The organism is Burkholderia sp. S171, from assembly GCF_009766085.1.
Classification (GTDB): domain Bacteria; phylum Pseudomonadota; class Gammaproteobacteria; order Burkholderiales; family Burkholderiaceae; genus Caballeronia.
The window spans coordinates 202,562-215,174 of the sequence record NZ_LMUF01000043.1; the positions used below are offsets into that span (position 1 = coordinate 202,562).

Here is a 12,613-nt window from a genome sequence, read left to right on the forward strand (position 1 = left end):
CTGCAATGCGGTGCAGCGAATTTTTTTCGGTTAAATGACGTCGTACAGACTGCCAACTAAATATTGGATGGGCTAGTAAAAGACTGACCCAATCAAAAGAACAGCCAGGCAATCAATTTATTCCACGCTTGGCGCAATAGAAGACCTCAAGCTAGACGGCCTCAAGCCCGAGGCCACGCTCGGTGCCACGTTCGCCGATGCCAAAGCGGCAGCTACCGGCAACGAGGTTTCACGGCTGAACAGCGGGGCCGTTTCGCCGGCCGATATCTGCTTGCCAAGCGCCGTCAGGTCGACACCTTCCGGTTGACCGATCAGCGCGTAGCCCAACTCGGCCTGCCGCCATGTGACAACGGTCATGGAGGCGACCCGCTGGTCAGCTACCGCAGCGTCGGGCTTGACCTCCTTCATCACGCACAGCGCAATGGGCGCGCCTTTCGCCGGCAGGTAGACAATTTGCACGAGCGGTTTGTCGTTGAACCGCAGGCGCTGCACGCGCTTGAACGTAAGTCCGGCCGCGCTCAGGTCGGGAATGCGCAGCGCGAGGTCATCGTCCTGGCGAATTTCCTTGACGGTCTTGATCGACAGGCTGGTGTCGGGATCGACGTACGCGAGCGTTTCGCGGGAATAGAGTTGCTGATAGCTGGCGGCTGCCATTACCCAGGGCGACACGCCCGTGCCGACCGACGCCAGCGACGCGTCTGCATTCGATGCCGGGCCCATGCCGGGGCCCAACCTAAGCACCAGTCCACAGGCAAACGCGCCGGCCAGGAAAGCGACGCCTAGCCATGCCGGCGCTATGCGGAGCCGCGAGCGGATGGGTGAGGAAGCCGGCGTCCCCGGAGCGTGGGGAACCACCGGGTCGTTGACGCTAATGTCGGGACTCGCGACGGTCTCGGCGGTTTTTGCTTTCGCCGCACGCGCCAGCTCTTCGATCTTCGCGCTAAGGCTAGCCGGCACTGGCGGCAGCTTCTGCGCGGCGAACGCATCGCGGTACGGCAGCCGCGATGCCTGCAACAGCGCGACGCGCTCCGCCACGTCGGGAGACGTGCGCAGTTCGCGCTCGACTTCCTCGCGTTGGTGCGGCGGCAGTTCGCCGTCCACGTAGGCCATTAGCAGGATATCGTCCGATTTCATAATAGCTGCTCCACCTCGCGGTTCGAAATACGCTTGCCGAGTGCATCCAGATCCACGCCTTCGGTCTTGCCGATCAACGCATAACTGAGTTCCGCTTGCCGCCATGTGACTACGTGCATTGTGTCAACCATCTGTGCTGCTACCGCCTGATCCGACTTCACGCCCTTCATGACGCATAGCGCGATGGGCGGTCCTTTCTCAGGCAGATAAACGATCTGCACCAGCGGCTTGTTGTTGAAATTCAAGCGACGCACGGACTTGAACGTCAGGCCGGCGCTGCTCAGGTCGGGAATACGCAGCGCGAGTTTGTCCTCACGACGAATGTCATCGACTATTTTTGATGTCGATGCCGAATTCTCGTCGGCATAAGCCAGCGTGTCGCGCGTGTAAAGCTGCTGATAGCCCACTGCCGCGGTGACCCACGGCGAAAGGCCAGAGCTTGCCATGGCGGCGCTTGCGGAACTCGGCGTACCCCGGCTGAGAAGAGGAAACGTCCCGGGCCGCAAAAAGAGGCCGCCGCAAAACGCGCCGGCGACGCACGCCGCCGCGAGCCACGTGGGAACCGCGCGCAAACGCGAGCGGACCGGTGCGGCTGCGGGGACAGCTGAGGGCAGCGGAACCGGAGGATCGTTTGCACTTGCAGCCGCGTTTTTAGCGCTATGTGCACGGGTTATTGCTTCGATCTTCCGTGTCAGCGAGTCCGGTACCGGCGGCAACTTTTGCGAAGCGAATGCCTGCTTGTAATTAACACTCGACGCTCGCAGCAACGCTACCAACTCCGCGGCTTCCGTAGACGCGCGGATGTGATCCTCAACTTCCCGGCTCTCTCCAGCGGAAAGTTCGCCGTCTACATAGGCCATCAGCATGAGGTCATCGGGTTTCATGCGATGGAGTCCTTGCGTGCGGCCGACGCCCTGGCTTTCGAATCAGGCGTGCCTAATAGCGCGCCAACCGCTTGGCGTGCGCGCGACAGGCGGCTCATGACGGTGCCGATGGGCACTTCCAGAACATCTGCCGCTTCCTGATAGCTCAAGCCCTCGACCGCGACGAGCAGCATGACAACGCGCTGCGCTTCGGGCAGCCGTTCAACGGCACTGATGATCTGGCCGTGCATGAGCTGGGTTTCAGGACCTTTGTCGACAGGGTCGGCCAGGTTTTCCAGGAAGTCATCGTCCCATTCCATGCTGGAACGCTTGCGTACGCTGCGCGCTCGCAGCTCGTTGATCCAGGTGGAATGGACGATCGAAAACATCCAGCTTAGCGGGGAAGTATCGGGCTGTAATTGATGTGCCCGTTCGAGTCCTCGCACGCAGGCCCTCTGGACGAGATCTTCTGCGTCGTGCCGATCACCGGAAATGCGAAGCGCGAACGCCCATAGTCGCGGCAGCATCTCGGGAAGCATGCCTGGTAAGTCTGCGCCGTTCATTGAACGAATGTCTCCCGTGATCCCAGTGTCTACTCAAGTGCCATTGAGCGCATGCATGTGGCTGCTGCATCGCGTTAACATCGTATTTTAGCGTGATGCGGCACATGCCGCTGGACGTCATGTCGGGGCTTGGGTGCTTCAATATCGGGCGGTGTGTGCTTGACCAACCGCAATGAACAGGGAGGCATTCGCTAGCGATTCGTGCTCGCTGTAATGCATGTAAGGTAAAAGTAATCAGGCGCTAACCATCCAGCGAATCTAGCGGTCGTTGCCTGAGAATCGAAAGTATTCTGCCCGCAGTTGATCACCGGGTCACAAGGTTGACGCAATGCGCGGTATCAAATGCCGTGCGCTTCCAACCGCGTTGCGTACCAGCGAGAAAATCGTTCGAGATACGACTCGGTGAAAGGCGAGAAAGGTCCGGGCAGATAGCCAGGGTCTTGCGTACCCTGATGGTTGATCGCAACAAGGCGAGCGTCCTGAGCATTGGTCGCTTGCCATACCTCGATCAGATCCGACAGCGTGTAGTCAACGCCCTCAACCGCATTTTCGTGAACGAGCCACTTGGTTCTGACCAGCGTTCGATCCGGTGCAAGCGGAATGAGGTACGAGATAACGGCGTGGTCGCTCATGACATGCGACCACGAGTTGTGCGTCCACAAATGGGTATCGCCGAGATCGCGGCGCGCGTTGTCGCCGAGCAGCCTGGTGCTGGCGACCTTTGTATTCATCGTTTGCGACTCGCCGTTGCCGGCAATAACCAGCCGCTGTGTTCGGAACAGAGTGGCGACGTCATCCAATCGTTCTACGGCTTCGCTCAGCAATCCCTCCTTGTGCCAGCTCGCAAGCGAAGCCGCGTTGAGCGCCCGATATTCAACGAGCGCGCGCTCTGATTCCTCACTTAAGCCGTCGGGGCAAAAGCCGAAATCTTCGGCCAGGAACGATACGGTGAGCTCCGGGTGCGTCGCGCTGCAGTGATAACACTCGCGGTTGTTTTCGATGGCCAGCTTCCAGTTGCCGTTTTCAATGATGTCCGTTTCGTAGGCAATTTTTGTGCGTGTCAGATCGAACGGTGCGAGGCGCGGTGTCATAGTCTCGTCGAGCGCCGCGATGTCCGCGGGTGCTGCGTCGTTCAGGCACACGAAGATCAACCCGCCTATCACGCGTAGTTGCACGGGCATCAGGCTGCGGCAGGTCGGATCGAAATCCTGTCCCATGTGCGCGGCGTGCTTAAGGCCGCCGTCGAGGCCGTAGGTCCACTGATGGTAGGGGCAGACGAGCATGCCCACGGAACCCTTGCCTTGCTCGCGCAGGCGCGCGCCGCGATGACGGCACACGTTTCGATATGCTCGAATAATGTCGTCATCGTCGCGAACGATGATGATCGAAGCGCGGCCGATATCGACTGCGGAGACATCGCCGGGCTCGCGCACGTCGGCGGTGACACCCACCATGATCCAGTGCTTGTGGAAGAAGATATTGACGTCATTGTCAAAGACGTCCTGCCGGCCGAACAGGGCGCCGGGCATGCCGTGACCTGAAGCCCGACTGCGAAACAATGCGCCGTGCGTAGTGCCATTGATGCTCGACATCGGCTGGTCCTTCTCAGATTCCCTACGTTGCCAGGCGCGACTTGAGTCGCGGAGTGAACGGAGTATCAGTAGGCCAATTCGAAGCGTCAACGCGCTTTATTTTCTCGCTCGCATAACAAGAAGTAATGGCAGAGCGAGTCGCCAAAGCCTGCCGAAACACCTTTGCTTTACGCCACCGGTTCCTCACGAAGCCATTCGATGACGGCATCCACCGCCGGCGTGGCGGCGTGTCCGTGCGGCACGACGGCGTAGTACGCGTCGGTCATTTTCACGCAGGCCTCGCCAAGCGGCACCAGCCGTCCCGATGTCAACATGTCGCCCAACATCCGCCGCCAGCCGAGCACGATGCCCTGGCCCTGCAACGCGGCGTGAATGGCGTCGGTGTAGAGGCTGCAACGCAGCGCATAGTTCAAGCGGTGGCGCTTGATGCCCACCGCGTCGAACCAGTCTTCCCAGCCCATCCAGCCTTCCGAAGTCGAGTCGTAGGCAATGAGCGGGGCATCGCTCAAGTCCTGCGGCGACTGAAGTTCGCCATGCGCTTCAAGCCATGATGGCGAGCAGACGGGCACCACCTCCTCATTGAAGAGCAGCGTTGAGTGACCGTCGCGCCAGTTTCCCGAGCCATAGCGAATCGCAATATCCACTTCGTTATGGCGCAGGTCCGCGGTGAACATCTGCGTGGTGAGGCGTAGCTTGAGTTGCGGCTGCGAGCGCTTGAGCAGCGGCAGCCTGGGCAAGATGCGGAATTGCGAAAACGCAGCGGTCGCCAGGATCGCGAACTCCTGTTCCCGTGTGTTGCTGCTGAGACTGTCGAAGGTGCCCGCGATCTTCTGGAGCGATTCCGACGTGACGAAAAAGAGGGCTTCACCTTCTTTCGTGAGCGCGATCGAGCGATGCAGCCGATGAAACAACTGCAGCTTCATGGCGTCTTCCAGAAAGCGGATTTGCCGGCTGACAGCGGCCTGCGTGACGCCGAGTTCGTCGGCTGCTAGCGTGAAACTCTTGAGCCGCGCAACGGCTTCAAAGTCGACCAATGCATTTAGCGAAGGAATCAGGCGACGGTATCCTTTCATTTCTCGCGCTTCCAGTTTTCTTCGAGGACCCGCTTGAGTTGCTCGCATGTTGCTCGCATGGCAACGTGCGTCCGGATGGCTGGCATTCATATTACCTGTTGTTATGCGAGCGTGAAAATAAAGTGCGTTGACCGCGCAGTTTTGCCTACCGATACTCGCCGCGAGGTCGCTGCTCTGACCCTGTTGTCCGATAAAGGACCGCCCGGATAGACCAAGCCGGCGTGCATCCTGATCCCACGCGTTGACACCCTGAGGAGAAGCTCAAGCATGAAGCCGTTCGACGATCAAGGGGACTCGTTTGACCTGCCGTTGCATAAGAATCCGGATCGCCAGCTAAGTGAGTTAAGTCAAGTAAGCCGCCGTAAGTTTCTGCAAGGCGCTGCGGCGCTGGGTGCAAGCGCGGGGCTTGGCCTGATCGTCCCGGCTAGCGCGCTCGCCGCGCCGCAGCCTAAGCGTGGAGGTTTGCTCAAACTCGGCATGGGCGGCGGCAATACGACAGACTCGATCGATCCAACACTGCTGCCGGATTGGGTACCGCTCAACCAGGCATACATGCTCATGAACGGCCTGGTCGAGATCGATGCAAAGATGCACGCGCAGCCCGAACTGCTCGAAAGCTGGGAAGCGAAACCCGGTGCGGCGGAATGGATTCTCAAGGTACGCAAGGGCGTGGTGTTTCACAACGGCAAGACGCTCGATGCAGACGACGTGATCTATTCGATCAACCTGCATCGCGGCGATGCGTCGAAGTCGGCGATCAAGTCGAGTCTCGCGGATGTGACCGAGATCACAAAGATTGATCCGCTACAGCTTTCGATGAAGTTGAAAAGCGGCAATGCGGACCTGCCTTACCTGCTGTCCGACTATCACTTGCTGGTGGTGCCGAACGGCTTCAAGGACTGGAGTCATCCAATAGGCACCGGTCCCTTTGTATTCGGCGAGTTCACGCCGGGCGTACGGTCGCTCTTCAAGCGCAATCCGCACTACTGGAAGACCGATGGTCCTTATGTGGATGCAGTCGAACTGATCGTGATCAACGACGCGACGGCGCGCACGAACGCGCTGATCTCGGGCCAGGTTCACGCGATCAACCGGGTCGACTTCAAGACCGTCGACCTGCTCAAGCGGAGCCCGGCTGTCAATATCGTGCGCTCGTCCGGTGGCCAGCACTTTACGTTCTTGATGGATTGCGCCGCATCGCCATTCGCCGACAACAACGTGCGGCTCGCGGTCAAATACGGTATTGATCGCCAGAAGCAATTGACGACCATCCTGCGCGGGTACGGGTCCATCGGCAACGACCATCCGATTCCGAAGACCGATCGTTTTTATGCCGCAGATCTGCCGCAGCATACGTACGACCTGGACAAGTCGAAGTTCTATCTGAAGAAGGCCGGCTTGTCGGAACTGAAGATCGAGTTGTCGACGTCCGACGCTGCCTTCGCCGGTGCAGTCGATTCGGCTGCGCTGTTCCAGGGCGAGTGCGCGCCTGCGGGCATTCAGCTCTCTATCCGCCGTCAGCCCGCCGACAGTTACTGGGACAAGGTGTGGATGCAGGCACCGTTTTGCATGGGCTATTGGGGTGGTCGGCCGACGGCGGACCAGATGCTCTCGACCGCGTACAAGTCCGACGCGAAATGGAACGACACGCACTGGCGCGATCCGAAATTCGACGCATTGCTGCTGCAAGCACGCGCGATGCTCGACGACACCAAGCGCCGCGAGTTGTACCGCGAGATGCAGCTTATGGTGAGCGATGACGGCGGCGCGATGATTCCGCTTTTCGCCGACTATATCGATGCAACCAGCAGCAAGCTTCAAGGCGCCACGCCGCATCCGCTGTTTAACTTCATGGGCGGCCGGCTCGCGGAACACGTCTGGCTGGAGTCGTAATGAAGCGGCTTGTCTTGCAGCGGGTGCTGGCGGGTGTGTTGACGCTGTGGCTGGTTTCGGTGCTGATCTTCGTGGGCACAGAGCTCCTTCCCGGGGACGTGGCTTCTGCCATCCTCGGTCAGTCGGCGACGCCGGAAACGGTCGCGGCGCTACGGGCATCGCTCGGTCTTGACCACCCGGCGCTGCAACGCTACGGGCTATGGTTGCTGCATTTCCTCCAGGGGGACCTTGGGACGTCGCTGACGAACGGGCGTCCGGTCAGTGAGGACTTACTGCCGCGGCTGTACAACACGCTGTTTCTCGCAAGCTATGCGGCGCTTGTTGCGGTGCCGCTGTCGGTACTCGTCGGCATCGCGTCTGCGATATGGCAAGACAGTCTCTTCGATCGCGCGGCGAGCGTGCTGTCGCTTGCAAGCGTATCGATGCCTGAGTTTTTCGTCGGTTATGTGCTGCTGCTTTTGCTCGCGGTCAAGTTTCCCGTGCTGCCCAGTCTGGCCGCCGTGTCGCCCGACATGGCGTTCTCCGAGCGACTCTACGCGACCACGTTGCCAACGCTGACCCTGCTGTTCGTTGTAGCCGCCCACATGCTGCGCACCACGCGTGCGTCCGTACTTGCCGTGATGGGCAGCGCCTATACCGAAACAGCCATTCTCAAGGGCTTGCCCAAGTCATGGATCGTAGTGCGTCACGCGCTGCCCAATGCGCTCGCGCCGATCATCAACGCGGTGTCGTTCAACCTGGCGTACCTGATCGTTGGCGTCATCATGGTCGAGGTCGTGTTCGTCTATCCGGGTGTCGGGCAGTTGATGGTGGATGCGGTATCGAAGCGTGACCTGCCGGTGGTGCAGGCTTGCGGGATGCTTTTTGCTACGGCTTATGTCGGGCTGAATACCGTGTCCGACGTGCTCGCTGTCTGGGCAAATCCGCGCTTGCGGCATGCGAGGTAAGAGGCAATGAGATTGTTTGGCAAGGAAGTGCCGTTAAGCGCGGCGATCGGGATGTTGCTTGTTGCGGTCATTGCAGTGACGTCGTTGTGCGCGTCGTTGATCGCGCCGCACGGCGAAACTGAAACGGTCGGAGACGTATGGATGATGCCCGGTGCCGGCCACTGGCTCGGCACCGACAGCATCGGGCGTGACATGTTTTCGCGTCTGTTATACGGCGGTCGTACAACGCTCGGCTTGGCGCTCGCGATCACACTGCTGTCCTTTTCGCTCGGCATTGTCACGGGGTTCGCGGCCGCAGTGCTGGGACGTAAGGTGGACCAAGTGCTGTCGAGGATCGTGGACACCCTCATGGCGATGCCCGTCCTGATCTTCGCGCTGATGATCCTGTCGGTGCTGGGTACGTCGACGCCGGTGCTGATCGGCACGATCGCGATTCTCGATTCAACGCGCGTATTCCGGCTCGCACGGCTCGTGGCACAGGGCATCGCCGTACAGGAATATGTGGAGGCGGCGCGGCTGCGCGGAGAAGGGCTCGCGTGGATCATCCGTCGCGAAATCCTGCCGAATGCGGTGCCACCTTTGCTGGCCGAATTCGGCATGCGCTTCGGGTTCACGATCCTGTTTGTGGCGGGCCTGAGCTTCCTCGGGCTGGGTATCCAGCCTCCCTTTGCCGACTGGGGCGGCATGGTCCGCGACAACGCGCAGGTGATCAATTTCGGCGGCATCGCGCCGCTCGTGCCGGCCGCGGCGATTGCGTTGCTGACGATTGGCATCAACCTGATCGTCGACTGGTTGTTGTCCGTGCGGGCTGTCGGGCAGGCGGGAGTGATCGCATGAACCCAATCTTGAGAATGCGCGCGTTGAGGGTCGAGGCGCCCAACGGTCAGGTACTGGTCGACAACGTCGATATCACGCTTGCACAAGGAGAAGTGCTTGGGCTGATCGGCGAATCCGGCGCGGGCAAATCGACGATCGGCCTCGCCGCGCTCGGTTATGCGCGCGGCCGCTGCCGGATCACAGGTGGCGAAGTGTGGCTCTCCGGCGAGAACATCCTGGGCGCAACGCCGCAACGGCAACGTGCACTGCGTGCGACCAAGGTGGCTTATGTCGCCCAGAGCGCGGCCGCTGCATTCAACCCGGCGTTGACCATTGGCGAGCAGGTCTGCGAAGGGCCGGTACGACACGGATTGATGGGCCGCGACGAAGCGCGAGCCTGGGCGCGCGAGTTGTTCGCGTCACTCGACCTTCCAGATCCGGATACGTTTGGGCGGCGTTATCCGCATCAGGTCTCCGGCGGGCAGTTGCAACGGGCGATGGTGGCTATGGCGATGTCTTGCAAGCCATCAATCCTTGTGCTGGATGAGCCGACTACGGCGCTTGATGTGACCACGCAGATCGAAGTGCTGGTCGTGCTGCGCAGGATCGTGCGTGAGTTCGGCGCGGCCGCGCTCTACATCACGCACGATCTGGCGGTCGTCGCACAGGTCGCCGACCGGATCATGGTGTTGCGTGGCGGCCGAATGGTGGAAGAGGGCACGACGGACGCGGTGCTGAACGCGCCGCGTGAAGAATACACCCGGCGTCTGGTTGCTGAACGCAGTGCGGCTGACACCTTGCGAGCCAGTCCTCCGCATGTGACGGAGCCACTGCTTCATATCGAAGGATTGAACGCGGGTTATCACGGCAAGGCGATCGTTCGCAATATCGCCGTGCAGGTTGCACACGGTGAAACATTGGCGCTCGTTGGCGAGTCGGGTAGTGGCAAGAGCACGGTCGCGCGAGCGATAGTCGGTCTGATCGAGCAGCAGAGCGGTACGCTGCGGTTCGACGGCGAGCCCTTGCCTCATAGGCTGGTTGAGCGTTCGCGTGAGCTGAAGCGGCGTATCCAACTCGTCTACCAGTCGCCTGACGTCGCCCTCAATCCGATGCATACCGTCAGCGAAATCGTCGGGCGTCCGGTTGAATTTTACTTCGGTATCCATAAAGACAAAGTGCGTGAGCGCGTACTGGAGTTGCTACGCCTGACAGAGTTGCCGGAAACGTTCATTGACCGGAAGCCGGCCGAGCTGTCCGGTGGTCAGAAACAGCGCGTTTGCATTGCGCGGGCGCTGGCGGCGCAACCTGACCTGATGATTTGCGACGAGGTCACGTCCGCCCTCGATCCTTTGGTCGCCGATGGCATTCTTTCGTTGCTCGAGTCGCTGCAAAAACGCATCGGGCTGTCATACCTGTTCATCACCCACGATCTAGGCACGGTAAGGCGCATTGCGCAGCGCGTGGCGGTGATGCTGCAGGGCGAGATCATTGCGCAGGGCGCTACGGCTGACGTGTTTAACGCGCCGACTCATGCCTATACGAAACGGCTGTTGTCGTCGGTGCCCGAGTTGCGGATCGGATGGCTCGACGAAAACCTCTTGCAGAGCGCGCGGCCGGCTGTATCGAACACGCTCACGGGAGAGTTGAAGTATGCAGCGCAACAATGAGCAGGCGGCGCACGTGCGCGTGATCGAGCACGTCTGGATTCCGCTCGCTGACGGCACGCGTCTCGCGGCCCGTATCTGGCTGCCGGATGATGCCGCGACCGATGTGTCCCCGGTGCCTGCGATCCTCGAATACATTCCGTATCGCAAGCGCGACGGCACCCGTTCGCGCGACGAACCGATGCATCACTACTTCGCATCGAACGGATTCGCGGCGGTGCGCGTCGATATGCGTGGCAGCGGCGAGTCCGACGGTCTAATGGCCGATGAATACGTGCTGCAGGAGCAGGGCGACGGGTTGGAGGTGATTGAATGGATCGCCCGGCAATCGTGGTGCAGCGGCGCGGTCGGTTTGATGGGGAAATCGTGGGGAGGCTTTAACGCGCTGCAGATCGCAGCACGCAGGCCGCCGGCGCTTAAAGCGATCATCACGGTCTATTCAACCGACGACCGTTACGCGGACGACATTCATTACAAAGGCGGCTGCCTGCTCAACGACAACCTGTGGTGGGGCAGCATCATGCTCGCCTATCAGGGACGCCCGCCTGACCCATTGCTGTACGGCGACGAATGGCGCTCCGCGTGGCTCGAACGCCTCGACAAGCTGCCGTTCTTTCCAGCGTTATGGATGGAGCATCAGCATCGCGACGACTACTGGCGGCATGGTTCGATATGCGAGGACTGGTCATCGATCCAGTGCCCGGTGTTCGCCGTCGGCGGCTGGGCCGACAGCTATACGAATGCCGTGTTCCGCTTGATGGCGGGCTTGCAGGTGCCACGGCAAGGCCTGATCGGACCGTGGGCACATATCTATCCGCACGATGGCGTACCGGGGCCGGCAGTCGGTTTCCTGCAGGAAGCCGTGGAGTGGTGGAACCGTTGGCTGCGTCCTGACTATAAGGATGGTCCACGCGAGACGCCGGAGCGTCCGGCAATGCGAGTGTGGATGGAGAGCGCTCGTGCTCCGAAGACCACCTATGCTACGACGCCGGGAAAATGGATCTCGGAGGCCGCATGGCCAAGCTCCTCTGTCACCATGCAGCCGCTCTATCTTGGCAATGGGACCTTGACACGCACTGCGCCCGACACGGCAACCACGGTGCTGGTTCACACGCCTCAGGGTCACGGTGTGGCGGCCGGCGAATGGATGGGTACCGGCGTTGCAGGCGAGTCACCCGCCGATCAGCGCATCGACGATGGTCTCGCCCAAGTGTTCGACAGTGCGCCACTAACTGAACCCTTGGCGCTGCTCGGCATGCCGGAACTCGAGATCGATGTATCGAGTGACCGTCCCGTTGCTTACTTGTGCGCAAGGCTTTCCGAGGTGATGCACGACGGCGCAGCAACGCGTGTTTCTTATGGCGTATTCAACCTGACGCATCGTGACGGTTCTGCTGAACCCGTAGCTTTGACACCGGGCGAAACGGTTCGCGTACGACTGACGCTTGATGCGTGCGCGCACGAATTTGGCGTCGGCAATCGGGTCAGGTTGTCATTGTCGACCACCTATTGGCCGCTGATCTGGCCCGCGCCGGAAGACGCGACGATTGAGGTAACACTCGGCACTACGGCGCTTCATCTGCCAGTGCGCGAGACTAAAGGCGCTGAGCCGCCGGTCGAATTTCACGTTCCCGAACGAGGTCCTGCGGCGCCCACCGAGCAAGTGCGCTGCGGCACTATGACGCGGACTTCGTCCTACGACCTGACCACGGGCGAGTGGACGTATGTTACTGAGGGTATCGGCGGGCTATTTGGCGAAGGCGTGCAGCGGTTTACAGAAATCGATACAACCGTCGAGCACAACCTGAAGCGCGCTTTGAAAATCCAGGGTGACGATCCGCTTAGCGCGCGCTATACGCTGACGCAATCGCTGCGCATGGGACGAGAAGGCTGGGATATCCAGGTGCGCAGCGAAGTACATATGTCCGCAGACAAGGAGCGCTTCTATCTTAAGGGTTCGTTGCAGGCGGAGGAGAACGGCGAGAAGGTGCGCGAGCGAAGCTGGGATGAAACTATCCCGCGCCTGTTGCTTTAGTTGAGTCAAAGAGGGGCAAAGTTCTTGACCAAG

10 protein-coding genes are annotated in these 12,613 nt (G+C 60.5%); 5 read left to right on the plus strand and 5 right to left on the minus strand.

What is annotated here, in order from left to right:
- Positions 1-117 precede the first annotated feature (117 nt).
- The 5 genes from GSQ93_RS24140 to GSQ93_RS24160 all read right to left on the minus strand — a co-directional run bounded on the left by GSQ93_RS24140 (position 118) and on the right by GSQ93_RS24160 (position 5,225).
- On the minus strand, positions 118-1,134 hold the full coding sequence (locus GSQ93_RS24140; RefSeq protein ID WP_216857663.1) for an anti-sigma factor: 1,017 nt from the start codon (positions 1,132-1,134) through the stop codon (positions 118-120).
- The gene (locus GSQ93_RS24145) at positions 1,131-2,018 is read right to left on the minus strand and encodes an anti-sigma factor (protein ID WP_158938151.1); all 888 of its coding nucleotides are present in this window, start codon (positions 2,016-2,018) and stop codon (positions 1,131-1,133) included. The genes GSQ93_RS24140 and GSQ93_RS24145 overlap by 4 nt, the downstream gene beginning before the upstream one ends.
- Complete coding sequence (locus GSQ93_RS24150) at positions 2,015-2,560, minus strand: RNA polymerase sigma factor (RefSeq protein ID WP_158938152.1); 546 nt, start codon at positions 2,558-2,560, stop codon at positions 2,015-2,017. The genes GSQ93_RS24145 and GSQ93_RS24150 overlap by 4 nt, the downstream gene beginning before the upstream one ends.
- A gap of 338 nt (positions 2,561-2,898) precedes the next feature.
- Complete coding sequence (locus GSQ93_RS24155) at positions 2,899-4,152, minus strand: SRPBCC family protein (RefSeq protein WP_158938153.1); 1,254 nt, start codon at positions 4,150-4,152, stop codon at positions 2,899-2,901.
- Positions 4,153-4,319: 167 nt separating this feature from the next.
- Positions 4,320-5,225, minus strand: a complete 906-nt coding sequence (locus tag GSQ93_RS24160) for a LysR substrate-binding domain-containing protein (protein ID WP_158938154.1) — start codon at positions 5,223-5,225, stop codon at positions 4,320-4,322.
- A gap of 267 nt (positions 5,226-5,492) precedes the next feature.
- Between GSQ93_RS24160 and GSQ93_RS24165 the strand changes: the two genes are divergently transcribed.
- The 5 genes from GSQ93_RS24165 to GSQ93_RS24185 are packed head-to-tail and all read left to right on the plus strand — an operon-like array spanning position 5,493 to position 12,580.
- Positions 5,493-7,118, plus strand: a complete 1,626-nt coding sequence (locus GSQ93_RS24165; protein WP_158938155.1) for an ABC transporter substrate-binding protein — start codon at positions 5,493-5,495, stop codon at positions 7,116-7,118.
- Positions 7,118-8,065 (plus strand): ABC transporter permease, encoded by a 948-nt coding sequence (locus GSQ93_RS24170; RefSeq protein ID WP_158938156.1) that lies wholly within the window; start codon positions 7,118-7,120, stop codon positions 8,063-8,065. The genes GSQ93_RS24165 and GSQ93_RS24170 overlap by 1 nt, the downstream gene beginning before the upstream one ends.
- 6 nt (positions 8,066-8,071) lie before the next feature.
- Positions 8,072-8,902: an ABC transporter permease gene (locus GSQ93_RS24175; RefSeq protein ID WP_158938157.1), complete on the plus strand. Its 831-nt coding sequence runs from the start codon at positions 8,072-8,074 to the stop codon at positions 8,900-8,902.
- A complete protein-coding gene (locus GSQ93_RS24180; RefSeq protein WP_158938158.1) occupies positions 8,899-10,548 on the plus strand; it encodes an ABC transporter ATP-binding protein in 1,650 nt (549 codons plus the stop codon). The genes GSQ93_RS24175 and GSQ93_RS24180 overlap by 4 nt, the downstream gene beginning before the upstream one ends.
- Positions 10,532-12,580 carry a CocE/NonD family hydrolase gene (locus GSQ93_RS24185; RefSeq protein WP_158938159.1) on the plus strand — a complete coding sequence of 683 codons (2,049 nt, stop codon included), beginning with the start codon at positions 10,532-10,534 and terminating at the stop codon, positions 12,578-12,580. Before GSQ93_RS24180 ends, GSQ93_RS24185 begins: the two co-directional genes overlap by 17 nt.
- Positions 12,581-12,613 lie beyond the last annotated feature (33 nt).